This window comes from Winogradskyella sp. HaHa_3_26, assembly GCF_019278425.1.
GTDB lineage: Bacteria > Bacteroidota > Bacteroidia > Flavobacteriales > Flavobacteriaceae > Winogradskyella > Winogradskyella undariae.
In genome coordinates, this window is the sequence record NZ_CP058981.1 from 3664623 (window position 1) to 3690980 (window position 26358).

27 protein-coding genes are annotated in these 26358 nt (G+C 29.8%); 4 read left to right on the top strand and 23 right to left on the bottom strand.

The genetic code is table 11. The features are described from left to right. Window positions 1-127 precede the first annotated feature (127 nt). Genes H0I32_RS15815 through H0I32_RS15840 form a run of 6 tightly spaced genes read right to left on the bottom strand, consistent with a single transcriptional unit; the run spans window position 128 to window position 5272 of the window. Window positions 128-400, bottom strand: coding sequence for a four helix bundle protein (locus H0I32_RS15815; RefSeq protein ID WP_317166999.1), 273 nt, complete (start codon window positions 398-400; stop codon window positions 128-130). Window positions 401-430: 30 nt separating this feature from the next. Beyond that, on the bottom strand, window positions 431-1435 hold the full coding sequence (locus tag H0I32_RS15820; protein ID WP_173589431.1) for an AAA family ATPase: 1005 nt from the start codon (window positions 1433-1435) through the stop codon (window positions 431-433). Next, entirely contained in the window at window positions 1414-2640 is a 1227-nt protein-coding gene (locus H0I32_RS15825) for a DUF4350 domain-containing protein (protein WP_179314517.1), read from the bottom strand. Before H0I32_RS15825 ends, H0I32_RS15820 begins: the two co-directional genes overlap by 22 nt. Then, window positions 2637-3371 (bottom strand): DUF4129 domain-containing protein, encoded by a 735-nt coding sequence (locus H0I32_RS15830; RefSeq protein ID WP_179314518.1) that lies wholly within the window; start codon window positions 3369-3371, stop codon window positions 2637-2639. Before H0I32_RS15830 ends, H0I32_RS15825 begins: the two co-directional genes overlap by 4 nt. Then, complete coding sequence (locus tag H0I32_RS15835) at window positions 3372-4259, bottom strand: hypothetical protein (protein ID WP_179314519.1); 888 nt, start codon at window positions 4257-4259, stop codon at window positions 3372-3374. 2 nt (window positions 4260-4261) lie between these two features. Further along, window positions 4262-5272 (bottom strand): stage II sporulation protein M, encoded by a 1011-nt coding sequence (locus tag H0I32_RS15840; protein ID WP_179314520.1) that lies wholly within the window; start codon window positions 5270-5272, stop codon window positions 4262-4264. 35 nt (window positions 5273-5307) lie between these two features. On the opposite strand from H0I32_RS15840, the gene H0I32_RS15845 reads away from it, so the two are divergent. Together H0I32_RS15845 and H0I32_RS15850 are read left to right on the top strand one after the other, a co-directional pair. Continuing rightward, a complete protein-coding gene (locus tag H0I32_RS15845; protein ID WP_173589436.1) occupies window positions 5308-6024 on the top strand; it encodes an RDD family protein in 717 nt (238 codons plus the stop codon). A gap of 77 nt (window positions 6025-6101) precedes the next feature. Beyond that, complete coding sequence (locus H0I32_RS15850; RefSeq protein ID WP_179314521.1) at window positions 6102-6719, top strand: trimeric intracellular cation channel family protein; 618 nt, start codon at window positions 6102-6104, stop codon at window positions 6717-6719. Window positions 6720-6813: 94 nt separating this feature from the next. On the opposite strand, the gene H0I32_RS15855 is transcribed toward H0I32_RS15850, so the two are convergent. The 3 genes from H0I32_RS15855 to H0I32_RS15865 form a co-directional block, all read right to left on the bottom strand. Continuing rightward, window positions 6814-7098: a hypothetical protein gene (locus H0I32_RS15855; protein WP_173589438.1), complete on the bottom strand. Its 285-nt coding sequence runs from the start codon at window positions 7096-7098 to the stop codon at window positions 6814-6816. 404 nt (window positions 7099-7502) lie between these two features. Next, a complete protein-coding gene (locus tag H0I32_RS15860) occupies window positions 7503-9137 on the bottom strand; it encodes a glycoside hydrolase family 30 protein (protein WP_179314522.1) in 1635 nt (544 codons plus the stop codon). Window positions 9138-9673: 536 nt separating this feature from the next. Then, window positions 9674-11470, bottom strand: a complete 1797-nt coding sequence (locus H0I32_RS15865; protein WP_179314523.1) for an AMP-dependent synthetase/ligase — start codon at window positions 11468-11470, stop codon at window positions 9674-9676. Window positions 11471-11872: 402 nt separating this feature from the next. On the opposite strand from H0I32_RS15865, the gene H0I32_RS15870 reads away from it, so the two are divergent. Beyond that, entirely contained in the window at window positions 11873-12754 is an 882-nt protein-coding gene (locus H0I32_RS15870) for an NAD(P)-dependent oxidoreductase (protein ID WP_179314524.1), read from the top strand. 445 nt (window positions 12755-13199) lie between these two features. Here H0I32_RS15870 and H0I32_RS15875 read toward each other — a convergent pair whose 3' ends face one another. The 3 genes from H0I32_RS15875 to H0I32_RS15885 form a co-directional block, all read right to left on the bottom strand. Next, entirely contained in the window at window positions 13200-13574 is a 375-nt protein-coding gene (locus tag H0I32_RS15875) for a cupin domain-containing protein (protein WP_173589442.1), read from the bottom strand. Between the two features lie 775 nt (window positions 13575-14349). Beyond that, complete coding sequence (locus H0I32_RS15880; RefSeq protein ID WP_179314536.1) at window positions 14350-15264, bottom strand: IS3 family transposase; 915 nt, start codon at window positions 15262-15264, stop codon at window positions 14350-14352. Continuing rightward, on the bottom strand, window positions 15183-15704 hold the full coding sequence (locus H0I32_RS15885; RefSeq protein WP_179314525.1) for a helix-turn-helix domain-containing protein: 522 nt from the start codon (window positions 15702-15704) through the stop codon (window positions 15183-15185). The genes H0I32_RS15880 and H0I32_RS15885 overlap by 82 nt, the downstream gene beginning before the upstream one ends. 235 nt (window positions 15705-15939) lie before the next feature. Between H0I32_RS15885 and H0I32_RS15890 the strand changes: the two genes are divergently transcribed. Further along, window positions 15940-16740 carry a hypothetical protein gene (locus H0I32_RS15890; RefSeq protein ID WP_173589730.1) on the top strand — a complete coding sequence of 267 codons (801 nt, stop codon included), beginning with the start codon at window positions 15940-15942 and terminating at the stop codon, window positions 16738-16740. Window positions 16741-17655: 915 nt separating this feature from the next. Here the strand turns inward: H0I32_RS15890 and H0I32_RS15895 are convergent. The 11 genes from H0I32_RS15895 to H0I32_RS15945 form a co-directional block, all read right to left on the bottom strand. After that, complete coding sequence (locus tag H0I32_RS15895) at window positions 17656-18609, bottom strand: Fic family protein (RefSeq protein ID WP_179314885.1); 954 nt, start codon at window positions 18607-18609, stop codon at window positions 17656-17658. A 234-nt stretch (window positions 18610-18843) separates the two neighbouring features. Beyond that, complete coding sequence (locus tag H0I32_RS15900) at window positions 18844-19455, bottom strand: hypothetical protein (RefSeq protein ID WP_179314884.1); 612 nt, start codon at window positions 19453-19455, stop codon at window positions 18844-18846. Between the two features lie 164 nt (window positions 19456-19619). Continuing rightward, window positions 19620-19895, bottom strand: coding sequence for a hypothetical protein (locus tag H0I32_RS18150; protein ID WP_394366318.1), 276 nt, complete (start codon window positions 19893-19895; stop codon window positions 19620-19622). A 92-nt stretch (window positions 19896-19987) separates the two neighbouring features. Then, window positions 19988-20275 (bottom strand): hypothetical protein, encoded by a 288-nt coding sequence (locus H0I32_RS15910; protein WP_179314882.1) that lies wholly within the window; start codon window positions 20273-20275, stop codon window positions 19988-19990. A gap of 180 nt (window positions 20276-20455) precedes the next feature. Then, window positions 20456-20716 carry a hypothetical protein gene (locus tag H0I32_RS15915; RefSeq protein WP_179314881.1) on the bottom strand — a complete coding sequence of 87 codons (261 nt, stop codon included), beginning with the start codon at window positions 20714-20716 and terminating at the stop codon, window positions 20456-20458. Next, window positions 20703-21200, bottom strand: a complete 498-nt coding sequence (locus H0I32_RS15920; RefSeq protein ID WP_179314880.1) for a hypothetical protein — start codon at window positions 21198-21200, stop codon at window positions 20703-20705. Before H0I32_RS15920 ends, H0I32_RS15915 begins: the two co-directional genes overlap by 14 nt. Before the next feature lie 808 nt (window positions 21201-22008). Next, window positions 22009-23211: a WG repeat-containing protein gene (locus H0I32_RS15925; RefSeq protein ID WP_179314910.1), complete on the bottom strand. Its 1203-nt coding sequence runs from the start codon at window positions 23209-23211 to the stop codon at window positions 22009-22011. Between the two features lie 117 nt (window positions 23212-23328). Then, window positions 23329-24258, bottom strand: coding sequence for an IS3 family transposase (locus H0I32_RS15930; RefSeq protein ID WP_179314916.1), 930 nt, complete (start codon window positions 24256-24258; stop codon window positions 23329-23331). Then, window positions 24147-24581, bottom strand: a complete 435-nt coding sequence (locus H0I32_RS15935; protein ID WP_179314915.1) for a helix-turn-helix domain-containing protein — start codon at window positions 24579-24581, stop codon at window positions 24147-24149. Before H0I32_RS15935 ends, H0I32_RS15930 begins: the two co-directional genes overlap by 112 nt. Before the next feature lie 209 nt (window positions 24582-24790). Next, the gene (locus H0I32_RS15940) at window positions 24791-25255 is read right to left on the bottom strand and encodes a DUF6624 domain-containing protein (RefSeq protein ID WP_179314911.1); all 465 of its coding nucleotides are present in this window, start codon (window positions 25253-25255) and stop codon (window positions 24791-24793) included. 526 nt (window positions 25256-25781) lie between these two features. Beyond that, window positions 25782-26249: a type II secretion system protein GspG gene (locus H0I32_RS15945; protein WP_179314912.1), complete on the bottom strand. Its 468-nt coding sequence runs from the start codon at window positions 26247-26249 to the stop codon at window positions 25782-25784. Between the last annotated feature and the right edge of the window lie 109 nt (window positions 26250-26358).

Consider the following 26358-nt stretch of genomic DNA (forward strand, 5'->3'; position numbering starts at 1 on the left):
TAAGAGCTAATAGTTATAAGTTAATAGTGAGAAACCTTTAACATCTTTAAGCTTTGTTTTTCATGGTTTTAATAGTTGATACTAGCATTCTTATTAATTCTTGATTTTTGTTGTAAAGTGTATCAAATTAATCATTTGGTATATAATTTGAATCTTTAAGAATAGATAACCAGTAATCAGTTTCGTTTGCTTCTTTTAAGGCAATACTCATTTTGTGAATGAAATCTTTATTAGACTGAGCAAATTCTGCTTCTCTTATATTTGCACCAATAGATGTTCCACTTCTCATTAATTGTTTTGAAAGTATAAATTCTCTTTTTTCAGAAGTTAAAGATTTATAGAGCTCAACAATCTTTAAAGTAAAGTCATAACTTTTATTGCGTAAAATTGATTCTCTCATAACTCTTAACTATTAGTTTTTAACTTTTAATTATCTAGGAACTTCAACGGATTGCACAATCATTTCAATAACATTTTCAGTCGTCATACCTTCCATTTCGCGTTCTGGGGTTAAAATAATACGGTGATTTAATACCGGATTTAATGATTTTTTTATATCCTCAGGAATTACAAAATCACGACCATTAATTGCTGCAAAAGCTTTTGCTGTATTTAAAATAGAAATTGATGCTCTTGGCGATCCTCCTAAGTATAGATGTGGATGGTTTCTGGTTTTTGAAACAATCTCAGCGATATATTTAATGATTTTTTCTTCAACGAGAATTTCTTGTGTTTTGTTTTTGTAATCTTCAAGTGAAGCCGTATCGAGTATTGCATTAATTAATGCTTGAGGCTTTTCACCTTTACGTTCGTGATGAGATGCTATGATTTTTATTTCTTCTTCTAAAGTCGGATAATCGACTTTTATTTTAAAGATAAAACGGTCTAATTGCGCTTCTGGTAAGGCATAAGTTCCTTCTTGTTCAATAGGGTTTTGGGTTGCTAAAACCATAAACGGATTATCAAACTTATAAGTTGTACCATCAATAGTCGCTTGGCGTTCTTCCATAGTTTCAAACAAAGCAGCTTGTGTTTTTGCAGGTGCTCTGTTAATTTCATCTATTAATACAATGTTAGAAAAGATAGGCCCTTTTTTAAATTCGAATTCTGAAGACTTCATATTTAAAATAGAAGTTCCTAAAACATCACTAGGCATTAAATCTGGTGTAAATTGAATTCGACTAAAATCTGTTTTTAGAACCTTTGCAAAGAGTTTTGCGGTTACTGTTTTTGCAATTCCGGGAACCCCTTCTATTAAAACATGTCCATCTGCTAATAATGCTACAATAAGCAATTCAACAAAATTATCTTGACCAATAATAACTTTTCTCAACTCAGCTTTAATGCTTTCTACTGCATTTTTTAAGTCTTCTAACTGAATTCTATTATTAAAACTTAAGTTGTTATCTTGTTCTATGTTGTTTTCTTCTTCCATTGATTATTGGATTTAAATTGTTCTATCAAGGTATTTAACCTTTCTAATTCTGTAGAATTGATTTCTGTTTTTTGATTTATACTTTGAATCAACCCAAATAAGGTTTTAGTATCTTCAATTGTATTATTACTTCTTGCTGACAGATTTTGTATAAAATCTGCATTTATTTCAGCTGTTAAAAGATGCAAGGTATTTCTTATGTATTCTAAAAAATGATGGATTTTATGTTCAGAAATATCTTTGTGTTTTCCGTTTTCATAATACATATTAGCAATAGTTCTTGTAAAATCTACTGTCTGATTTTGTAAAGGTTTTACAATTGGTATTGCGCGTTGCTTACGTTTACCTTCAAAAATAATGTAAATTAAAACACCTATTAAAATGATATAGTATGCCCATTTTAAAGAGGGTGTATTTAAAAATAAATACATTGGAGAGGTGTAAAATGTTTTACCTGATTTGTAATAGGTATCTATAAAAATAGGTTTTGTTGTATCTATATACGATAAAAGTCCTGCTGTGTAATTATGATTTTTAGATTGCAGCATGAAATAATTGCTGTAAGCTTGTGGGAATGTACTGAGGAAAATTTCGCCTTTACCAAAAGGTTGTTTAATACTATTAATTAAGGAATCTTCTATGGGTTTGTTTTCACCTCTATAGGTGTCGATTAATCCAATTACAGAGGTTTTTAAAGTATCAATTTTATTAAAATAATGAAACGTATATGGTCTGTCGTACTTATAAGATTTAGTGTTTTCTAACTCCGGATTTACAAGATTGACTTGATATTCGTTATTAAAATTCTCTATGGTATTAATCGTTTTTGTATCTAGATTTAAGGTGTCGAGTAATTGTTCTTCAAAATTCACAGCAGATACAACAAGTGTATTCCCTTTACTTACCCAATTTAATAAACTATTAAGTTCATCTTCTCCGAAAGCAATTCCACCATTAAAAAAAACATAAGTTCCATTAATATTATTAGTTTTTAAATACTCAAAAGGTGGACGATCTATAATTTTAACATCTTTAGAAATACGTTTTAGTTGCTCATTAAAAACATAAGATCCAAACGGTATTTTGTGATGTGTAGCATAAGACGGAAACCAATTTACAGCCTTCGGTTTGTTCATTTCTAGAACAACAATGGCTAAAAGTGTAAATGCGATAAGAATGATATATATTTTACCTTTTTTGCTCAACGTTTTGTAATGGTATTATTAAGATGTTCAAAAGGAAGTCTTAAGGTTTCAAACTTGATGGCATCAATATTAAATTCGCCATACCATACATAATCATAAATTCGAGTGATATTTTTAAACTCAGTTTTTAAGTGATCTATGCTAATTTCATTGATATAATCTTCATTAGTTTTTTGAGGTTTCCAAGAAATACTGTCACTTTCCGTAAGGTGTTTTAATGACAATAAATAATAATAACGAATTGCTAATCTGTAATTATTTTGATTAACAGCTTCTTGTATTAAAGAAGGAATATCTTCATTTTTAATGATTTGTTCTTCTTCCGTAAATAGTATAGAACCCTGTTTTCTTGATTTAACTATAAGGTTATTAGAATTTACTTTTAAGAAAAACCGAACTAATAAAAAGATTAAAAAAGCTAATAATAGATAGGGGAGAATTCTAAAAACAAAATAAAGAAAGCCTGTAGCTGTGCCAACTCCGAAAATAGCTTCCCAAAATTTTCTCAGTATATTTTGAAACCATCGGTAAGCTTTGTCTATAAAATTTTCTTCAGCAACAGCCTCTGTGTAATTAAACTCTTTATCTGCTTTATAGGTTTTTAAATGGTCTTCGGTGATACTTTGTTTTTCAACAGAAGTATCATCGAACTTTACAGATTGCTGATTTTGTTGCGCCATTGAAAATAGCCCAATACAAAAACAAAAAAGAAACCACCTAAATGTCAGCATTTATTCGTCTATTTTACCAATTTCATTAATACGATCGTAAGTCCCCGTAAAGTTTACTTTTTCGTGTAGATGGAAATAAATAACAGCTCCGGCAACCATTAATATGATGTTTAATAAAAATTGAAAAAATGTATTAAGAACATTAAGAACAATCATTACAGGATCTGCAGTAAAAGTACTCATGTTAGAAGGATCAATTTCACCTGAAAAAATACCTGTACTTACTAAAGCATATATAATTGATGGAATTGAAAATACCATACTAAGAATATAGTAGATAATACCTAGTACAATAAAAACACCAAATGCGGTCCAGAAATCTGAATTTGCCAATTTAAAACTCTTACTAAATGCATCTGTTGTAGAGCGTTTAGGTTCAAAAACATAAATACTAAAAACAATTGCCATGGGAATCATAGCATAAAGCACCGGAAGAACACAGAGCATAGTAGCAATAAGTATCGTCATACCCTTTAAAAAACTAAGTCCAAAAAAAGACCAAAATGATTGAAGTGTATTCTTTTTAATTTCTACAGGATCGATAGTTCCTTTGTTGTCTATGTACGATTTAATATAGAAAAGTGTAGTTGCTGCAGTAAGGATATAAGCTACAATAGCAGAAATTAGGTATATTATAAGAACAGAGATTGTAACAGCAATATTGCTAGAGTTAAAAGTTGCTGCTTCGATATTTGTGAAATTAAAAAGATCTCCAGCAACATAATTATATGCAGCAAGTGAAAGCATAAAAACAAGAATAGCAGGACCTGCAATATTAAAAATAGTTTTTATAAAAAGCTTAAATTCATTTCTAATAAAGCCAAACGTATCGCTAAAGATAGCACTAAAATCACGTTGTTTTCTAAATTCGATATAGGGTTTATTCATGCTTAATTGGTTAGTTTATTGGTTAGTTTTATAGTGTTTTTTACAGTTAAAAGTTGTTTAGTTTTTCTATGTAATTGAATGGGGTAAATTACGTAGTAAAATAGGATTAAAGCTAGAGAACTTGTAATAATTAATATGGCTAGCCAATCTGGCATTTCAGTATGTCTAGTCACAAAGCCTTCTAAAAATCCTGCAATGATAAAGAAAGGAATTGTACTCATTAATATTTTTAGTCCATTTATAACGCCACGTTTAAAGGATTCAAGTCGAGGAAGAGTTCCTGTAAACAGCATACCATTTCCCATAACAAGACCTGCGCAACCTGCAATAATAATAACTGATATTTCAATTGTACCATGTATCCAAATAGTACGTGCAGATTCCCATAATAAGCCTTGGTCGTAAAAAAAGTATTGAAAACCACCTAACATAATTCCGTTTTGCATCATAACATATAATGTTCCGACACCTAGTAAAATGCCGTAACCAAAGGCCATAAGCGCTACTTTTATGTTGTTGAGCGTAATACCAAGAAACATATTAAATTCTCCTTGTTCTTTATATACCGCCATAGGATCTCCTTTTTCTATATTCTCTAAAGTTGCATTTACATAAGCATCATTTAAACCAAATGATCTTACAAAATCTGCATCTGTAGCAGTAGAGTAGGCGCCTATAAAAACAAAAAATGCGAAAGTTAAAAAGGTGATGAGAAGTTCGCGTTGATGTTGATAAAATAGTGTTGGGAATTCTGTTTTAAAAAAAGAAATTAATCTGTTTTTAGGTTCTTTTTTTGTTTTATAAATAATTTGGTGTGTCTTGGAAGCTAGTTGATTAAGATAGCGCTCTGTATTGCTATTAGCATAAAATGTTTTAGCATAACTTAAATGGTCGGTGATTTCAATGTAAAGATCCGAAAGTAAATCGGGATCTAATTGCGTTTTATTTGCAAGAATGTTTTCAAATTCTAACCATTTATCTTTATTTTGCTTTACAAAAGCCGCTTCGCGCATTATATTCCCTTTTAGACTTTCAAAGTAAAGAAAATATGGATGAATTTCAAATAGAAACTGCCCAAAATGTGGGGATAAATCAAAATGTTGCTAGTATTAGTGATAGAATGCTTGGTTATCTTATAGATAGCGCAATTATTTTACTGTATACAATTGGAGTTATGCTTCTTTTGACGACTCTAAATTTAGATATGGGAGATATGTGGCCTATTTATTTATTAGTAACCCTACCTGCGTTTTTATATTATGTGCTACTAGAGACTTTTTTGAATGGAAAGACCGTTGGGAAAATAATAATGAATACTAGGGTTGTGAAAATTGATGGTTCTAAACCTGGATTTTCTAATTATTTTGTACGTTGGATTCTTCGTATTATAGATGTTGCTTTAACTTCTGGAGGTATTGCCGCTTTTACTATTTTGATAAAAGGAAATGGACAACGTTTAGGTGATATTGCTGCGGGTACAACTGTTATTAGCGAAAAACAGCTTTTAACAATTGAAGATACATTGATAAAGGACATTCCTCTTGATTATGTGCCAACCTACAGTCAAGTAACCATGCTAAATGATCAGGATATGCAAACAATTAAAAATTTGTATGATGATGCTTTGAGAAAAGGTAATCATAATATTATTCTGAATTTACACGTCCGCTTATTAAAGGTGTTATCTATTGAAACAGCAGATAAACCTGTAGATTTTGTGGCTAAAGTAATTAAGGATTATAATTATTATACCCAGAATATGTAAGTGGTAAATTAAAATTTTAATAAAAAGGGATATCCCCTTAATTTACTTAGTTATATTAATACTTAATTTAAGACTCAATGTTTATTCAGATTGTAGATTTATTAGGAACAATAGCTTTTGCGATATCAGGTGCGTTAATAGCAATGAACAAGCGAATGGATCCATTTGGGGTCTTAATAATTTCGTTTGTAACTGCCGTTGGAGGAGGAACCTTGCGAGATCTTATGATTGGTGTTGAACCTGTCTCTTGGATGCGAAATATAACTTTTGTATATGTTATTATTGGTTCTGCAACTTTTGCTGTGATTATTAGAAACCGAATTAGTTTTTTAATGAAGTCTCTATTTTTATTCGATACTATTGGTATCGGACTTTATACTGTGGTTGGAATTGAAACAGGGCTTGTAGCTGGTTTACATCCCACAATTTGCATTGCTATGGGAACAATGACAGCGTGTTTTGGAGGTGTTTTAAGAGATACGCTATGTAATGAAATACCTGTAATTTTTAGAGAGGAGATCTATGCTACAGCTTGTATTTTAGGTGGTGTTACCTATTTTGTGCTATTACATTTTTTTGAAGATAGAAATTACCTATTCATTATAGCTGGTTTAGTAGTTATTACAGTCCGGTTGGTTGCAGCAAGATTTAAGATTAGTTTACCTAGTTTGTATAAAAAAGAAAAAGATTCTTGATTTTTTAAGTCGACCAGTTATTGGTAAAGAAGTGTTATTAAAAACGATTGGCTTGTATCCTTATTTAGAATGCAAGCCAATCGTTTTTTTAGACTTAGTTGTCGTTCTCTTCTGTTGTTTCAGGAGTTGACTTATTGTACTTTTTATGTGGTATTTTTTTCTTTTCTAATATAGCATAAAACCTTCTTGAAGATATTTTTAAGTCTTTGTTTATTTCGCTAACTTTTTTCTTTCCTCTTTTGTAGAGTTTTATATTTTCGTTTACTTTTTTATTAAAATAAAAGTCTTTAAGTTTTTCTACAACTTGTAATTCTGTCAAATTAGATTCTTTGGCATAGTTTTCTACTTCCGATTTGACACTTGATAAATTAGTTTTCATAGGGATCGATTTTTATGTTCTATATCAATAATGTAGAACAAATTTGTGTAATTTATTTTGTGCTTTAAAACCCTAAAGTAATAAATAATAATTAAATAGAAAATTCCTATAGATTTTATGTATTAACTAAAAATAGTAATATGGTAGCTATTTATTAAGTTTGAATTTAATTAATATGCTAAGAATAATGTATTATGTAGCTTTTTTCTATCTGTCTTAGCAACCCGAAACGTTATGTAGAATATTGGTGTTTCGTTTTAATCTTATTAATTATTTTAGGGAAGCTATCCGTTTTAAAACTTGACAACTTCCCTAAAATTTATAATCTTGTTATTAGCAATGATTCCTAATGTACTTTATATACATGCTAAATTGTATTTGTTTTAGCACTTGTAAAAGCTATTTTATTTATTGCTTAATAAAATCGTTTGTACAGCCTTAGCTGCAATTTGTACTGTATAATTTTTTGTTTCTAATTTTAAAGATATTTCATGTGCAACATCATTATTATTGTAAACAACAACAGCGATTGAGCCATCCGTATTTTTTGCAGCAGTATAAATAATTCCATTTACTTTATCTCCATTTATACCAATTCTATGAGCATCAGGTCTAATAAATTTACTAAAGTGGCTTAATAAATAATATAATGGTGTGTAAATTACTTCGTCAGTAGTAGGATTAATAAGTACAGGAGCACTATTAAAGTTATTATATGGATTCGGTTGTCCTTTATGGCTAAGAATACTACACCATTCAACATAGCCTTGAGTTCCATGATTTAAATCTGTGATTATATCGTAAGCATAAGTTTCAAAAGGAACAAAAGTACCTGCGTAATCTGTGCTTGCTCTCCAATATTGTCCTATAGGATCTTTAGCATCAATATCAATACTAGACTCCGAATGAATCATTCCTTTATTTGGCCATGTTTTTTGTAATTCAGATAATTCATAAGCATACCAATTATTCTCTTTTAATTCAGAATTAGTGTACCAATGAAAAGCAGTTCCCCATGCGTATTTAGAAGCTTCAGGATCATTGTAAGTTGCTGCTACATATTCATTCATGGTTGATTTGTTATGATCGTAAATAAGGACACGTAATCCAGACTCTAAATCATCAAGATTAAGATGACCATCTTTTACAAGTTGAGGACCAAGATGATCCCTTAAAAAGTCTCTCCCTTGTTCTGGAGTAAAGCCATTGCTATCCCATTGTGCATCTTTAGCGTGTAAAGGCTCATTTTGTGGCGTTAATCCCCAAAGCGTAATTCCTTGTTCTTTATATGCTGTTACATATTTTGACATATACTCTGCCCAAAGACCATAATATTTAGGAAGTAAAGTTCCATTAGTCATTTCAGCAGTTTCTCCTGTTTTCATCCAAGATGGAGGACTCCAAGGCGAAGCAATAATTTTAAAGTCAGCACCAGGAATACTAGAAGCTTCTAAAATCATTGGAATAAGGTCATATTTAGGGTCTACTAGTTCAATACCGTTTACCTGTTCGTTTTCATCACCACTAAATCCTTTTAGATCTTCATTAATACTAAAAGTTGAAAGATCTTCGTCACCTTCTTCAACATAAGTATAGTGCGTGTTAGAGTAGTCACTACTGTTAATATGAGTTCTAGTAAGTGTAAAACCAGCGCCTTCTGTTGGGCTAAAGAGTTTTGTTAAAACCTCTTTACGAGATTCTACGGGAATAGTTGCTAGGTTCCATGCTGAAGATTCTGTGAATGAAGCTCCAAAACCATAATATTTTTGAAACTCTTTATCAGGAAGAAGTTCTAAACTTGCTTTTTTTACATCTGCAGATGTTGTTTTAACTTCATCATTGGTTAGTAATTTTAAATTGTCACCAGCGTAAGATGTTTGATAAACATCAGATTCATAATCTTGATAAGCACTTTTATTTTTAGGTGAACAGCTAGTAAATACAATTGATAATATTAGTAACTGTAACCCCTTAGTTTTTGAAAAATTAGATTTAATAATAGAATTTTTCCGTTTCTTTTCGATACCAAATAAACTCATTCTTGTTGTGTTTTTTTCTTATGTTTTGTTTGTTGTTTATATAAAGAAAGATGTAGTTTTTTAGTTAAAATACAGCTGTCATTATTTGATAGCTAATTTAATCATTTTTCAAATGTTATTGAAGCTTGAAACCCTATATTTTTAAGTAAAAATGGCATTGTTAAACTTAAAGTGTTAATAGTTTTTATGTCTCTATTTATTATCGATTTTTATTCAGTTTAGTGAAATTAAATTATTGCTTTAAGTTTTGGGAAATACGTAACTTGTATAGGTGCTGATCTTAGAATGCTATGTATGAGATTTAATAAAATAAACGAAGATTAATAATATTTTTTTAATATTTATACGTAATTAAGTGATTTTAATCAATTAAAAATAAGCTTGATTAAATAATGAATAAAAGATAAAAAGATGCTTAGGTTTTATAGCATCTTTTTATCTCAATATAAGAAGTGTATTTAGGTAATTATCTGCCCTGCCTGTAATAAATTTTTAATATAGAATTAGATTAGATACAAACGAAGCCTAATAAAGACTTACTCTTTATACATTTTATCAATAAGTTCTTTGTGTTTTTTCTGAATTACTTTCCTTTTTAATTTTAAGGTGGCTGTAATTTCCCCTGCTTCTATACTAAATTCTTTAGGAAGTAAAGTGAATTTTTTGATTTTTTCAAATTTAGAAAATTCTTTTTGAAGCTCTTCAAATCGTTTTTCAAAAAGGTTTATAATCTGGCTATTTGCAATTAAATCTTCAATATCTTTAAAACTAATTTTGTGCTCTAAAGCGTATTTTTTTAAATTTTCAAAACTAGGCACAGCCAATGCTGTAACATATTTTTGTTGATCTCCAATAACAGCAATTTGCTCAATAAATGAATCCGTAATTAAAGCATTTTCTAATTTTTGAGGTGCAATATATTTTCCACCAGAAGTTTTCATTAAATCCTTTATTCTATCTGTAATTATTAGGTTTCCTTTAGAGTCAATTTTACCTGCATCTCCGGTTTTAAACCAACCATTTTCAAAAACTTCAGCAGTAGCTTCTGGTTTTTTATAATAGCCTTTCATTACGCCAGGTCCTTTTATTAAAATCTCATTGTTGTTTCCAATTTTAATTTCAGTTCCTTCAATAGGTTTTCCTGCAGAATTAAATTCAAAATGTGTATCTCCAAAAAGTGTAGCCGTTGCTGTGGTTTCTGTTAATCCATATCCACATTTAATATTTAATCCGAAAGAGTGGAAAAAAGACACCATATCTGCAGCTAAAGGAGCGCCACCACAAGGCATAAATTTTATACGACCACCAAATACATCACGTAATTTGCTTAATACTAATTTATCAGCAATTTTATATTTTAATTTTAAAACTGCTGGTACTTTTTTCTCTAGTCGTTTATGCTTGTTGTAGTAATTATTACCAACACCTAAAGCCCAACTAGCTAGTTTCATCTTAGTAGGTGATGCTTCTTTTCTTTTATCTTGTATTGCTGAAAATATTTTTTCAAATATTCGAGGAACTGTACACATTACAGTTGGCTTAACTTCTTTTATAACATCAACAATTTTTTTAGGGTCTTGATTAAAGTACACTTCAATACCTTTTTTCAGACAAAAGAATACCCAGCTGCGTTCGTATATATGACTTAATGGTAAGAAACTTAGTGACGCATCTTTTTCAGTAAGAGTTAGTTCATAATCATGTGCAGCCAAAGAGCCCCCAAAATTATTGTAATCTAGCATTACACCTTTGGGTTCGCCTGTCGTTCCTGAAGTGTAAATAATGCTTGCTATATCTTCTAAATCACATTCGTAATATCGCTTTTGAAGTTCTGTTTCAATTTGTTCTGTCGGCTCAAATGCTACAAAATCTTCTAAATAAATAGAATTATTTTTTGGTTGTAGCTTTATCGTTTTTGTTAAAGCTACAATTAATTTTAAACAACTAGTAGTTTCTAGAAGTTCGTAAGCTTTATCATATTCATTTTGATCACCAACAAAAAGCAGACTTACATTAGCATCATTTATTACATATTCTGCTTCTTTTTTAGAGTTAGTAGCGTAAATAGGAATAGTTACAGCTCTAATACGCATAATAGCTATATCAGCAATAATCCAATTTGGCATGTTTTCAGAAAATATAGCAATGTTTTGCTGTACAGATATACCATAATTTATGAGGGCTTTAGAGAGTATTTCTATTTTAGATTCAAAATCTAACCATGAAATTCCTTCCCATGTATTAAGCTTATTATTTTTATAGTAGACCGCATTTTTATTTTTATAATGCAGGCTATTTTCTTTAATCTCTTCTATTAAGTGTTTATATTCCATTACACTGTTATTAGTTCTTAATTAATATAGGACTTTGCCTAAATCAAAGCTTTCAAAGTTACGAATAATTGTATTCTTATTTCTTTAATTCGGTTTTTAGATGTAATTAGATTATTAATTTATGATTTTTTTATATGAAAAACTGTAAATATTATATGTGTTTTATGAATATCTATTTTTAGAAAAAAAGTTAGTTAGATGTTTAGAGTAAAAGAATATTTATTTTATACATTAAAAATGCAGTAAATTATTTGTAATGTTTTATTTTTGTTATGTGCTGTTTTTTAAGTCTTTAATCTTATTTTAGATTACTAAAACAGAGAGAGCACTTTTAAATGATTTTGTATCTGCTTAGAGATGCATATCTTTGCATTAAGAATTATAATTTAAATTAAATTTAAAATGAATAAACCCACTATCGGATTTATAGGACTTGGCCTTATGGGAGGTAACATGGTTGAAAACCTTCAAAAAAGAGGTTTTAAGCTAACAGTAATGGATCTTAATAAAGACGAAGTAGCAAAAGTTATCGCTCGCGGTAATGCTACAGAAGCTACTACACCAAAAGAATTAGCTGAAAAAAGCGATATCATAATGTTCTGTCTTACGACTTCTGCTGTTGTAGAGAAGATTGTTTACGGAGAAGAAGGTATTTTAGCGGGTATTAAAAAAGATGCTGTTTTGATTGATTTCGGAACATCTATTCCTGCATCTACTAAAAAAATTGGTAAAGACCTTGCCAAAAAAGGTGCTGGTATGATTGATGCTCCATTAGGACGTACTCCAGCTCATGCAAAAGACGGATTGCTTAATATTATGGCTGCCGGTGATAAAGATACTTTTGCAAAAGTTAAACCTGTTTTAGACGAACAAGGTGAAAACGTATTTTATTTAGGAGCTCTTGGTGCGGGTCATACAACTAAGCTTATTAATAACTTTATGGGAATGACAACTGTAGTTGCCATGTCTCAGGCTTTTGCTGCAGCTAAATTAGCAGGTGTAGATACGCAACAATTATTTGATATTATGTCTGCTGGTCCATCTAACTCTCCATTTATGAAATTCTGTAAGCATTACGCTGTAGATAACGTAAGTGATTTAGGGTTCTCTATTAATAACGCGAATAAAGATCTTGGATATTTTGTTCAAATGATGAATGATCTAGGAACAACATCTGCGATTGCAGAGGCAACATCTTCTAACCTTAATGCAGCTGTAGCTGCAGATATGGGTAATGGAAATGTTCCTGAAATATTTGATTATTTCTTGAAATTAGAAAAATAATATTTTTTGGTTAAATTTTATTTTTAACCTTATAAAATATATCTAGTCAATATGGTTACAGATTAAAATAGATTTATACTATTTTATTTTGTAGCCATATTTTTTATATAAAAAAGGATATACTCTCTCAATTTTACGGTCGTTAAGTACAGATATAAAATAATGGTAATTATATAGAGATTAAAGATATAATAGAGTAGTGGGAGTTTCTTTTTTAATGTGAATACACATACTTTGTAGAAGAAGGGAACTATTAAAGTCAGACATCTTTAGGGATAAGTTAAAATGCTAATTAACTTTTAATTCTATTAAAAAACATCTATGATTTAATTTTCTTGTAAAGAGAATGAAAATCAAATTATAGATGTTTATTATTTGTTTTCTTTGATTAAGAGATCAAAGAAAACTGTTTTAGCTCATTGTAATAAGCTATTAGATATTATTCTTAGTCTTTATCACTAAAGTAAGAAGGTCCATCACCAGTTAAGAAATCTTCTCTTACAGGACTAAATGTATCAATTAGTTGTCCTTCTTCTAAACAAACTGCACTATGCAATAAATTAGGCTCAATATATACACCATCTCCAGCTTCTACAATTTGTTTTACGCCGTCAATTTCGAATTCAAATTTACCTGAAACACAATAAGTAGCCTGAGTATGAAAATGTTGATGTGGTGCACCTAATGCGCCTTTATCAAATTTTACGCTTACCATCATAATTTGGTTATCGTAACCTAAGAATTTTCTTGATACTCCTCCTCCAAGAACTTCCCATTCCATGTCTTTTGTGATGATGTATTTGTCGCTAAGTCTTTTCATTTGTTTATTATTTAGTTTAATTATTTGTATAAAAAATATTATAAGCAAGATAATTAATTTCTAATGATTAGGAAAGTAAGAATTGGAAATTTTATGACTTAAAATATTTATGTAAAATGAAACTATATAAGTGTTTAAAGTGAAATTATTTAGTTTGTTTTTTTGAATATCAGAAACATGAAGGTGATATATAATAATCTATTTTATTTATTACCCTTTATTAGAAACCAGTCTATCCAAGCGTCTAATTGATTAACTGAATTTTGGACGCAGCAAAATTTATCGTTTGTTGTCAAGTAAATAGATGGTCGGAGTGGCGAATATGTGATGTTTTTTTGCGATTTCATTTTCCTATTTTTGGTAATCGCAGATACTGATGATTGGAAATACTTTAGCAAAATTTTTAAATGCTTTCTAATCTTCGTCAAGAGTATATTATACTGAAATAGGTTGACTCTTTTTTAGTTAATATTTTTAGATTCAAAAGATTTTTTTAGCCGTTTAGCAGGCGAAAAAATAGTTTGAAATGGGTCTGTTTTTAAATCGTAAGTTTAGGTGGATTTACTATGTTTTTTCGCCTGTGTTCATTTTGTGTTTTCATAAGTGACTATAATTAAAGGTTTAATTTTTAGTCAACCTATTTCAGGAAAATTCATTTCTCAAATGTGCTACAACGTTGTTGTATAAGATTAGTTGCGTGATTTAAACACTAAAGATAGCAAATAAATCACAGATAGAAAGTGAAGTGCACCCAAATGTTTAGACAAATTTATAATTAATTTTGATAATAATTAGCTCGATATTCAATCGGGCTAATTCCCTTTAAAATTTGTTTAATTCTCACATTATTATAATATTTTATATACACTTTAATCTCTTTTTTTAACTGAGATATCGACTTATATTTATTTATATAAAACAATTCATATTTTAGAATACCGAAGAAATTTTCTATCACAGCGTTATCTAAACAATTTCCTTTACGAGACATACTCTGAGTAATTCCTTTTTCTGTTAATAATCTTCGATACTGTTTCATTTGATACTGCCATCCTTGATCTGAATGTAATATTAAATTTGTTTGATCTGGTATTTTCTTAAAAGACTTTTTCAGCATAATAGCTACTTGTTTAAAATCAGGTTTTTCAGATAATTGATAACTTATTATTTCTCTATTAAAGAGATCAATTATTGGAGATAGATATAGTTTTTTTCCTAAAACTTTAAATTCTGTAATATCGGTAGCCCATTTTTTATTTGGCCTAATAGCTTTAAAATTTCGTTGTAATATATTAGGAGCTGTTTTTCCTATTTGCCCTTTATAAGACTTGTATCTTTTAGCTCTGACTAAACTTTTTAAACCTAATTCACGCATTAACTTGAGTACTGTTTTATGATTTATTAGAGTTCCTATTTTGTTGATTTCTAAAGAGATTCTTCTATAGCCATATCTTCCTTTGTGACGATGATATATTTGATTAATCAATAGTTTTATCTCTTTATATTTATCAACTAAAAGACTTCTTTTATGATGATAATAATAACTACTTCTTGCCATGTTCGTATGATATAATAAAATATCTAAATCATACTTATGCCTTAATTCTGTTATGACTTTTGCTTTTTGTTTTGTTCTTGTTGAATTAAGGCCTGTAACTTTTTTATCAAGTCCAGTTCTGCACGTAATGATTCATTTTCTAATAAAAGTTCCTCTTCTCTTGTTAAAGGTTTATTAGACTTTTTTTTAGCCCTCTTAAATTGCATAGATTTTGGTTTACCTTTAGGTTTAATGTTTAAGCCTACAATACCCTCTTTTTTATAATTACGTTGCCACTTCATAATTACAGATTTAGTAGGAATATTAAATTCTAAACAAGCTTGACTGAAAGATAATGAATCTTTGTCAATAGCTTTTAAAACTTTAAGTTTAAAAGGAATGCTATACACTTTGGTTTTTCTTGGTAATAGTGCTTTTTTACCATATTTTTCATAAAATCGAATCCAATCATGAAGGGTTGTATGATGACAACCATATGACTTAGACACATCTTCAACTGTTTGGTGATTTTTTAAAACTTGCTTTACACATCGAAGTTTAAATGCGTAATCATACTTAACTTTTCTTCCCATAATACCCTCAAATAGTGTCTAACTTTTTGGGAGCAGTTCAAAGTCCGCGAGGACTTTCGTAAGTAAGCTAGAAACTAGCAATTAATTTTATACTTTGTTAGCACATGTTATTTTATTTGTTGAATAATTATTTTATATAAGTCGAAATCATCCATCAGATGCTTTTTATTAGGCATCAGTCGTTAAGTTTTTTATATTTGGTATATTATTCCCCTAATAATAAAAATCACCCCAAATGAAAAAAACACTTGTCTTTTTATTTATTTTATGTCTTATTAGTTCTTGTAGTGAAAGTGATTCTCAAGAAGCTCAAATTTATGACGCTCCTATAGTGAGGTCTTACGTAACATATATTTCTCAGAACTCAGTAACACTTAATGGTTTTATTGATCACTCTAATAGAGCTTTTCTTGAGTCAGATACTTTTAAAGTCAGCTTTATATTTAGAATTGGAGATGAAAATGATTCAAGTAATGATCAAATCATTGAACTTGATGGAGATGTAGATTATTATACTGGTACATATAAATTTAAACATATTGTGGACGCATTAGTGCCAAATACAACCTATTACTATACTGCCTTTACTAAAAACGGTTCTAGTGAAGATGATGATTGGGAGTCATTTACTACTTCTGCTATTCCTTGTGCTCATACACAAAATAATACTTATAATGTCTCTGGTACATCGTATAGTGCTAATGTAGAGGTGTCTAGTCCTAATTGTTGTGATAATGGAAACGTTAGATTTAGATTTGGAAATTGGCCCAATATATATGAAATCGATTTTAATGAATTGGACAACGGCTATCCGAAAACAGGACAATATTTTGGCATTGACTACATGTTTGATATTTCTTATATTGAAAGAGAGCTTACAAAATCTAACAATGAAGTATTGATTGGAAGTAAATCTACTCCTGAAACTGAATTATTTGTTGAAAATGATGGTATTACAATAACATTGATTTTTTGTGATACGGTTTTAAGAAATGGAGATGTTTTAAACGGAAAAGTTTCTGCTTTGATTCCATAAATTGGATATAAAGAAAAGTATTAAAAATAATTAATTAAACCTGAACAATAACAATATTGTTCAGGTTTTTTGATTCATATCTTTTTGGTTTCTTTCTGTGGTATTTTTAATTTCATTCGAGAAGTTGTAATGTACGAACAATGCCCAATTTTCTTTTCTATCCATAACCCCTTTTCACGGTTTTAATTTTTTTATAGGATGAGTAAGAAATGTGTGCTAACGTGTTTGTGTATGCTTAGTTGCGTGGCTTGGCAACTAAATTAGTAAACTTTTACGAACCTGAGAATATTCCGAAGGAATATTCCAGATAAGCAGAAACCAAGCAATTAAATATACACGGTGTTAACTACCGGCTTTTTTTCTATTTATACAGATTTCAGATTTTTAAATTTTCCAATAAATATAATTTAGGAATTCTAATTTTAGCAACGGTTTAAGGGTATTACTCCGTTTAGCGAATCCAGTTTAGCTCAGATTGGTTTTCCTGCGTACAGTTCAACCGTAACGATAAACACAAGCTTTTCAATCTTGATTTACTTTATTGATCTTTTTAATCTAAAATTATCTTAGTTGTTTTAATTTCAAACAGAGTAGAGTAAGCTCAAAATTGGTTTCTTTAAATTATCTTTTAAAATTCTATTTTTCTTGGTTTATGAAGTCAAACCGTAAGCAATGCGTAATGCTTTTCAGATTTAATTATCCATCTGAGTAATCAATCAAATTAGGGCTTACGATGTTTCAATTTAAGAAAAATGTTAGTTGGCGAGACAGCTTGTAGTTAACGTGTTTATGTATGGTTAGTTGCGTGGTTTAGCAACTAAGTTAGCAAACTTTTACGAACCCGTGAAAATTCCGCAGGAATTTTCGTAAGTAGGCTATAACCAAGCAATTAATTATACACAGTGTTGTGCCCAGTTATTTTAAACGATAGATTGTCTTATTTTTTTCTCCTATTTTTTCAAATAAATCCAATTCAGCTCCTTTTTTTAAATCTCTACTTGCAGTTGCTGAAGAAATATCTTTAAAAATATCCATATAATCTTTTCTTGTGAATTCAGTTTTATTTAATGAAACATAATATTCTAATCTATCTTTTTCATTTAACGTTCGATTATTGAAATCTAATAGTTCACTTATTGAAATATCAATAACGTTTAGCATATATTCAATAAACTTTGTTGACTTTCCAGATTTATCACTTTCTGCTAAAGACTTGTAATATTTTTCCTGGTCTTTACTAATTAGAGTTTCAAAAGGCAAAAACTGAAAGATTGGATATTTTTCCATTAAAATTAAAGTTTGCCATAATCTTCCCATTCTACCATTTCCATCCAAAAATGGATGTATAAATTCCATTTCGTAATGGAAAACACAACTTTTAATTAATTCAATTTCATCAGACTTTTTCAAATATTCAAAAAGGTCTTTCATTAAGTATGGCACATTTCCAAAAGGTGGTGCTAAATGCTCAACTTTTGAACCTTTTACAATTCCGACACTTTGATTTCTATATTTTCCAGAATTTTTAATTAAACCTTCCATTAAGTTTTGATGTGCTTTTAAAAAGGATTTTTCATTTGAAGGATTATAATCTTCTAAGTTTTCATAGATTTTAATTGCATTTAAAACTTCAAGAACATCTTTTTTAGGACCAATAACTCTTTTGTTTTCAAGAAGTGCTGTTATTTGTTCTTCTGTAAGTGTATTTCCTTCTATTTTTAAAGAAGAATGAATAGTTTTGATTCTATTCTGTTTTCTCAATTTAGGTGAAGGTATGTTTAATAAATTAGCATTTACTTCTCCTATTTTTTCTGAAATAGAAGTTATTAATTTTAAAATAGAAGATGTTATTTCGTAAGGTGGTTTCATTTATGATACTATCATTTGATACTATCAAAGATACAATCATTTAATCTGAATTATCTTATGAAACGGAATTTTTTAATTGGGCACAACGTGTTTGTGTATGGTTAGTTGCGTGGTTCAGCAACTAAGTTAGCAAACTTTTACGAACCCGTGAATATTCCGCAGGAATATTCGCAAGTAGAGAAGAATAAAGCAATTAATTATACACGGTGTTGTGCTTAGTTATTTTTCAGATTACTATTTCCAAATCTTTTTAAATTCGTTCCAGAGATTATTTTTAGGAATCGATTTTTCGATATTGGATTCCAAAAACTTTTCATCCGCTTTTGAACTTAAACTTTCTTTATATTCAATTCCGATTATTGGAAACGAAACTTTTTTTATGTAATCCATTATCCAGCTTTCCGATTGCTGTACCAAATCCGAGCGTTTTTTTAATTCAGTCGCAATAGCACTTATAATATCTAAGCTTTTTTGGTCTGACTTATTCGCTTTGTCATAAATCATTACACATAAAGCTTCTATTAATACATTTCGTTTTCCAGTGTCGATTTCATTTTGGTCGATAAATTTCAAATACAAGTCAATATTCTCATTGTGTTGGGCGAGTAACAAGTCTTCGTCTTGAGAAGAAAAGTAATATTCAGGATTTTTGCTCCATTCAGAAAGTAATTCTTCGTCAATATCAGGTTTGTTTGAACTGATAGAAGAGAAGTTTTTTCCGCCGCATTTTGAACAAGCGAAATTATGAACATAACTATCTTTCAATTCAAATGCAGCTTCTCTTTTGTCAACTTCTATTGAGTCAACATTTCCACATTTGCAAGTTTTATTGTATTTGTAGGTCATTTTTTAATTAAGCACAACGTTGTTGTGTATGGTTAGTTGCGTGGTTTAGCAACTAAGTTAGCAAACTTTTACGAACCCGTGAATATTCCGCAGGAATATTCGCAAGTAGGCAAGAACCAAGCAATTAATTATACACGGTGTTGGCAGTAGGCTTTTATTTTCGTTTATATGTTCCTTTTTTTATTATGTTCAATTATACTTTTAATTAGCACAGTCGCCAAAAGTAAGCAAGGAATGTACCAAGATATGATTTTTCTATTCATTAAAATCGTTCCGATAATTAGTAGAATCCAAAGGACAATATCTATTATTTGATTTTTTCTTTTCTCTTTTTTATTTTTTTGGTCATCTTTCAAATTTTCCTTTATCGTCTCTTTTTGAATGCTGTAAGTTTCGTCTTCCTTATTCTCGAAAATATATGAAATGTCTTGAATTAGCATTTCACGGGAATAAAATATTTCGTCGTCTGCATACAAAACAATTGATTGACTTAAATCAATAAGTCCGACAGAAATAATATTGATACAAGCACTTACAATTCGTCAGAGCCAAAAGTGAATGAAATAGCAAAATCTTTGTCCTTTAAATCTTTTTTTAGGTGTGGAAAATCCGAAAGAATTTCATTCGCAGGATTTAGATAAATTTCGACAAAGGTTTCATTTCCATTTAATTCACAATCTATTGAGTCAATTTGATTAAGATTTTCAAATTGTTCAAATTCAGTTAAGAATCTAAATTCGTAACCTAATTCCTTTATCTTATTTTCCAGTTCAATTTTGGTCGGAAGATTATCCTTCTGAACAAAATTTATTAAAGTCATCGACATAGTTTCTTTAATTCGGGATTTTTTTAGCTTACTGCCAACGTTGTTGTGTATGGTTAGTTGCGTGGTTAAGCAACTAAGTTAACAAACATTTACGAACCCGTGAATATTCCGCAGGAATATTCGCAAGTAAGCTCAATAAAGCAATTAAATATACACGGTGTTGTACGTTGGCTTTTATTTCCATTTATTTTCAAACTCTTCTTTTTCTATCGAAAACTCCACAAATTCAGATAAATCAAGATTTTGGTCGGCAAGTCCACCAAACTCGTCATCAATATTTTGGTTATCATATTTTAGGACTTTTCCATTGTCGTAAGCCTCAATTTGCCTTAAGACTTCTCCATTATTGTCTGTCTCAAAGTACCAAGCGGATTTTCCCCAACTATCATATTGGTCTCCGCGAGTTTCATTCCATTTTCGTTTAAAGTAATTCATTCAGTTCTTTCCAACACTTTTGCACTTCACGTTCAACTTCTTTTTCCATTTTTGGTAGTTTATTCAAAATCCAGTTTTTACTTTCTTTAGTCACATAGTTCTTGTTTTCCGATATTTTGAATTCCATTGCGCTTTTGATTAAAGGAATTAAATCCTTTGTTTCAGTATCTCCATTCGCGAAATTCGGTCCGATTAAGTATTCTAATATATCTTTCTCGTACTTTGGTTTGTAATATAAAATGTGTGTCACGATTGGGAAATAGAAGTAGAAGAAACTATTTGTGTTTGATTGATACTGAATTTTATTAAATTCTGAAATTAACAGTTCAGATTGAGAGTCCGAAGTATTAAAGTCTAATTCGCAAAGTAATTCATAAGTCTTTTTTGCACTTAGTTCAATTTCTCCCATTATCTTTAAGTCAGAAAATGCTTTTTCAAATTCCGATTTAACTTCTCTGTTCTTTATCCAATCTAAAATTCTCAATTAGTTCTGTTTTTCTGCTTGCGTACAACGTGTTTGTGTATGCTTAGTTGCGTGGTTAGGCAACTAATTTAGTAAACTTTTACGAACCTGAGAATATTCCGAAGGAATATTCCAGATAAGCAGAAACAAAGCAATTAAATATACACGGTGTTGGCAGCCGTGCTTATTTTTTTATCCGCTATGTTTTTTAAATAAACGATAATTTAATATACTTCAATTAGTTCTCTAATTAACTTAAACATTAAATAAATCGATAGATAATCTGTTTTTAGTCCTGCGTTGTTGCTAATCAGACACGCATTTTACGTTCAGCTTGGAAATCCTGCGTTATATTTTTAATATCGAGGAAACTTATCAAATTCTAGTTCTCGTGTCTAATGAATTAGATAATTATTCCAATTTAGTTCCGCAAGAAATTAAAATTTCCGACTCCATTTTTTCTGATTTTACTTACTTAAAAGTCAAAAAAAAAATCGCGAAAAAGAAACTAGGCTTTTTTATTGCGATGAAGTTATTTTCTAACCGTAATTTTCCGTTCTGCTTGTAATTCCTGAGTTATGATTTTCATTCCAATGTTTTGAAAATCCAATTTTATTTTTATTCTTAAAATTCAGATTTGTATAAGTTCCAATTTAGAGTTGGACTTTGCCGCACACGCATTGCTGCCAACGTGATTGTGTATGGTTAGTTGCGTGGTTAAGCAACTAAGTTAGCAACAAACTTTTACGAACCTGTGAATATTCCGCAGGAATATTCGCAAGTAGGCTCAATGAAGCAATTAATTATACACGGTGTTGTAACCAGTTTTTTATTTCTTAAATTCATAAATTACCTCACCTTTTTTATTAATATAAACGTAACCGACTTCTTTTAATTTCACCTTGGCTAACCCGTTTTTAAATTCCGAACTAAATTGATTGTTAGTGTCAAAATCTAATTCAATTATTTTTTCTCCAGTTTCATTAATATAAAATCTTCTTTTCATAATTCTATCGTAGACCATAGCTAAACCTTCAGAAAAGTCATAGGCATGGTCATATAAGAAATCGATAATTATATTTCCTTTAAAATCCACATAACCATATTTTTTATCCGTATTCTGAACTAAAATTAAATTATTAGAATAAAACTTTTCTGAGATAGAAATGAAATCAGGTTTTACTGTATATTTTCCTTGCTCATTTATGATACCAAATCTTTTTGAGGTTTCATCTTGTACTTTTGCATATCCATTATAAAAGTTAGAAGCCTTGATAAATTTAAAAGGAATAATAACTTCTCCTTTTTTATTAATATATCCAGCTTTTTTATAATCACTAGTTCTAGCTAAAGCTATTCCATTATTATATTCATAAATACGATAATCTTTTAACTTGAATAGTTGCTTACCTTTTGAATTAAAAACTCCCATTCTAAAAGGGTAATTATGTTTTTTTATTTTAAATGGAATTACATTATCTTTAATATAATCGTTTATAGCAACAAATTCCCCTCTTTCTATTTTAAGTCCAAATTCGTCAGACAATATCTTTTTTGCATCTAATATTATTTCTCCTTTTTTATCTATCAGTACTTTGTTACCATTCGTTAATTGTACCGTAGCAAAACCCTCATTAAATTTTTGAGCATGCATATATTTCGGTTCAATGGTAATTTCTCCCATTTTGTTAATGTAACCATATTTGTTTTTAATTTTCACAACAGCAAACCCTTCAGAAAACTGTCTTGAGGTGTCTCTATTTGGTTGAAACGAAGGTTTCACAATAAGCTCTCCATTGTTGTTAATATAGCCTGCTTTAAAACCATTAGAAGTAATTGTAACATAAGCTAAATTTTCTTTGAATACACCAATCTCACTAAACTTAGGTTCGCTGACAATATTTCCATCTATGTCAATCAGACCATGTAAAGAGCCATCTTTGATTGGGAATAAATAATTTTTGGAATCTTGAGAATTACATGAATAAAAACTTAAAATTGATATTAGGATTAGAAAAAATGTTTTATTCATAGTTCACATTGTATTATACTGATATAGGTTGACTCTTTTTGGTTAATATTTAGACGTTCAAAAGATTTTTTTTTCAGCGGTTTAGAAGGCAAAAAATAGTTTGAACTAGGTCAGTTCTTAAATCGTAAGTTCAGGTAAATTTACATTATTTTTTCGATAGGATTTGTATTTGATGTTTGGATTCAGATGGACTTCAGTAGGTTTTCTGAGATCCAGGCTAAAATGGGTTCTTAAATTGTTATAAATATAGACGGCTTGTTGTGTCATTTTTTTTGCTAATTCAGTGTTTTTAATGGTTTGTTTTAATCCATATTCATATTTAAGAGTTCTATTAATGCGTTCAGCAACAGCATTTTCGTAAGGATCGTATTGTTCAGTCATACTCATTGTAATTCCATTACCTTCAGCAAACTGTGTGTATTTGGGGTTGCAGTATTGGAAACCTCTATCCGAATGATGGATAAGCTTTAGATTGGGATATTTTCTATTTTTAATAGCCATAGCGAGCGCATCTGTGCAAAGTGATGTTCTCATATGGTTGTCGAGTTTATATCCCATAATCTGCTTAGAATAAGCATCTGTAACAATGGCTAAATAATTATGACCGTATTGTGTTTTAATATAAGTGATATCGCTGACCCAAAGTTGTTCAGGACGAGTAGGGACATGGTCTTTTACCAGGTTTTTATATTTTTTGTACATATGGTTTGAGTTTGTAGTGGTAATGTAATTTTTTGTTTTAGGAATTAAAAGGTTATTTAGTTTGAGGAAGCGATAGAACTTGTCTCTACCAATTTTAATATCAGCGCTTATAAATTCTCGTTTAAGTTCTTTATGTAGCTTAATACCACCAGTTTTTGAGCCTACTTTTTTACGGTAGTCTTTGACCATTTTAATCATTTTTTGATGATCTATTTCTTTTTTCTGTTGAGTTCTTAGTCTTTTGTAGAAGGCTTGTTTATATATCCCAAAACATCCATAGAGCCATTTTCTTTTATACGCTGTTTTTTCTTTAACTCTATCTCTTTTGCTAATGTTTTGGGTAATGACTTTTTTGACATATCGACTCCTGTAATAAGTTCCATGTCAGCTATAATGTCTTGTTGAAAGTCTTTTTGAAACTCAAGTTCTTCAATCTTTTCCTTTAACTTTTTAATTTCATCGTTTTTACTCATACCCGTATTTTGTTGTACTAAAGTACTGTATTTTCTTAACCAATAGGTAATGGTTGTTCGAGGGATATCGTATTTTTTTGAAGCTTGGTTGTTTGAAAGCTGACCATTTAAGATTTGGTCAACGACTAAAAGTTTGGTCTCTAAAGTGGCTTTTTGGTAACTTTTTTTTCGCCAGTGTTCATTTTGTGTTTTCATAAGTGACTGTAATTAATTGCTTAATTTTTAGTCAACCTATTTCAGGAAAATTCATGGGTCAAATTGCTTACAACGTGTTTGTGTATGATTAGTTGCGTGGTTTAGCAACTAAGTTAGCAAACTTTTACGAACCCGTGAATATTCCGCAGGAATATTCGCAAATAGATAAGAACCAAGCAATTAATTATACACGTTGTTCTATGCAGTTTTTATTCAGATTGTTTAATGTCAAACTCAATATTCCAACGTTTTAAATAATCTTGTAAAGGTTCAAGTCCCATTTCCGTTCTCCTCTTATTTACAGTTTCTGGATTTGCAAGGTCGTATAAAATCCATTCATTCTCATTTTGAATTACTTGAGTTCCGTATACTTGAGGTAAGTCATCGTTCATCATTGTTCTATCTTTCATCAAAGCAATTTGCGATGCTTTTAAATCTCCATTTTTTGCTGATTTTTCTAAAAGTGGTAAGTATTTTTTTCGATTAGCATTGTCTCCATGTTGGAAAACTACCCAAACTGCGCTCATTTGCACATCGCTAACTACTTCTAATGTAGGCATTCCACATTTTTCAATTAAACTAACTACTGTTATCAGATTTTCTTTATCTATTTTAGGGTTAATTTCTCCTCCATTTGTTCTCATTCCTTGGTCACTATCAAAAACATTTTGCAAAATTTCCGGCACTTTATTGCAATTAATATCTATCAATTCTAATGGTTGATAATTTTGATCCTTACAAGATGAAAGGATTATAAATAGGCTAAATATCAAAAGTTTGTAATTCATTCACGGTGTTTGTCAAATTGCATAGAACGTGATTGTGTATGGTTAGTTGCGTGGTTAAGCAACTAAGTTAGTAAACATTTACGAACCCGTGAAAATTCCGCAGGAATTTTCGCAAGTAGGGAAGAATATAGCAATTAATTATACACGGTGTTGTAGCACGTTTTTATTTATTCAATCGTTTTTTATTCTTTCTCTGATTAACAGAAAACTCATAATTGTAATAATACTTATTCCAACTACTAATAATCCGTATTTAAATAATCCTGTTAAAAAAAATGTTGGAAATCCACCATAGCGTCCTTTTTCCGATATTTGAACAAGTTCAGAAATGATGTTAGAATTCTCTAACAAAAAAAAGCCGGCAATACAGGCTAAACTAATTATATAAAGTCTTATAATTTTAAATTTTCTTTTATTCCGATTTAATATCATCATCAGTATGAAATTTTCCATCTAAACCAGCAGACGTTATTAAAAATCCTTTTCCATTTTCCGTAATCGTAAATTCATATTCTCGATTCCAAGCGTCTTTTTTCCAATCTTGTCTTAAAGGACTATTTCCGATTAATTCATTCAGTTCCGTTGGATATTTTCCTAAATTTTCTTTCCAATTTTCCATTCTGTCGCTCATTTCCAATATTTCTTTTTTCGTTTTTTCTGGAAATACAGATTTTCTTTGATAAGTAAAAAACAGAATAGCACTTATGCTTCCAATTACTATAACAGACAGAAACATTAATGCACTTGGTTGCATAAAATATTTTTGAATCGGTCTTTTAATTCCGTCTTCTTTTTCTTTTTTAGTTATTCGCTTTTGATGTTTATAATCCTCACGAATTAAACCAAATTCAGCTAAAGTCGAAAGTATTAATTCTATCATTTAGTTCGTTTCTCAAATGTGCTACAACGTGATTGTGTATGGTTAGTTGCGTGGTTTAGCAACTAAGTTAGTAAACTTTAACGAACCCGTGAAAATTCCGCAGGAATTT

What these genes read in the sequence shown, in the direction of transcription:
- H0I32_RS15815 (WP_317166999.1), bottom strand. Translation starts at nt 400, where the DNA reads ATGAGAGAATCAATTTTACGCAATAAAAGTTATGACTTTACTTTAAAG.
- H0I32_RS15820 (WP_173589431.1), bottom strand. Translation starts at nt 1,435, where the DNA reads ATGGAAGAAGAAAACAACATAGAACAAGATAACAACTTAAGTTTTAAT.
- H0I32_RS15830 (WP_179314518.1), bottom strand. Translation starts at nt 3,371, where the DNA reads ATGCTGACATTTAGGTGGTTTCTTTTTTGTTTTTGTATTGGGCTATTT.
- H0I32_RS15835 (WP_179314519.1), bottom strand. Translation starts at nt 4,259, where the DNA reads ATGAATAAACCCTATATCGAATTTAGAAAACAACGTGATTTTAGTGCT.
- H0I32_RS15840 (WP_179314520.1), bottom strand. Translation starts at nt 5,272, where the DNA reads ATGCGCGAAGCGGCTTTTGTAAAGCAAAATAAAGATAAATGGTTAGAA.
- H0I32_RS15845 (WP_173589436.1), top strand. Translation starts at nt 5,308, where the DNA reads ATGGATGAATTTCAAATAGAAACTGCCCAAAATGTGGGGATAAATCAA.
- H0I32_RS15850 (WP_179314521.1), top strand. Translation starts at nt 6,102, where the DNA reads ATGTTTATTCAGATTGTAGATTTATTAGGAACAATAGCTTTTGCGATA.
- H0I32_RS15855 (WP_173589438.1), bottom strand. Translation starts at nt 7,098, where the DNA reads ATGAAAACTAATTTATCAAGTGTCAAATCGGAAGTAGAAAACTATGCC.
- H0I32_RS15860 (WP_179314522.1), bottom strand. Translation starts at nt 9,137, where the DNA reads ATGAGTTTATTTGGTATCGAAAAGAAACGGAAAAATTCTATTATTAAA.
- H0I32_RS15865 (WP_179314523.1), bottom strand. Translation starts at nt 11,470, where the DNA reads ATGGAATATAAACACTTAATAGAAGAGATTAAAGAAAATAGCCTGCAT.
- H0I32_RS15870 (WP_179314524.1), top strand. Translation starts at nt 11,873, where the DNA reads ATGAATAAACCCACTATCGGATTTATAGGACTTGGCCTTATGGGAGGT.
- H0I32_RS15875 (WP_173589442.1), bottom strand. Translation starts at nt 13,574, where the DNA reads ATGAAAAGACTTAGCGACAAATACATCATCACAAAAGACATGGAATGG.
- H0I32_RS15885 (WP_179314525.1), bottom strand. Translation starts at nt 15,704, where the DNA reads ATGGGAAGAAAAGTTAAGTATGATTACGCATTTAAACTTCGATGTGTA.
- H0I32_RS15890 (WP_173589730.1), top strand. Translation starts at nt 15,940, where the DNA reads ATGAAAAAAACACTTGTCTTTTTATTTATTTTATGTCTTATTAGTTCT.
- H0I32_RS15895 (WP_179314885.1), bottom strand. Translation starts at nt 18,609, where the DNA reads ATGAAACCACCTTACGAAATAACATCTTCTATTTTAAAATTAATAACT.
- H0I32_RS15900 (WP_179314884.1), bottom strand. Translation starts at nt 19,455, where the DNA reads ATGACCTACAAATACAATAAAACTTGCAAATGTGGAAATGTTGACTCA.
- H0I32_RS18150 (WP_394366318.1), bottom strand. Translation starts at nt 19,895, where the DNA reads ATGCTAATTCAAGACATTTCATATATTTTCGAGAATAAGGAAGACGAA.
- H0I32_RS15910 (WP_179314882.1), bottom strand. Translation starts at nt 20,275, where the DNA reads ATGACTTTAATAAATTTTGTTCAGAAGGATAATCTTCCGACCAAAATT.
- H0I32_RS15915 (WP_179314881.1), bottom strand. Translation starts at nt 20,716, where the DNA reads ATGAATTACTTTAAACGAAAATGGAATGAAACTCGCGGAGACCAATAT.
- H0I32_RS15925 (WP_179314910.1), bottom strand. Translation starts at nt 23,211, where the DNA reads ATGAATAAAACATTTTTTCTAATCCTAATATCAATTTTAAGTTTTTAT.
- H0I32_RS15935 (WP_179314915.1), bottom strand. Translation starts at nt 24,581, where the DNA reads ATGAAAACACAAAATGAACACTGGCGAAAAAAAAGTTACCAAAAAGCC.
- H0I32_RS15945 (WP_179314912.1), bottom strand. Translation starts at nt 26,249, where the DNA reads ATGATAGAATTAATACTTTCGACTTTAGCTGAATTTGGTTTAATTCGT.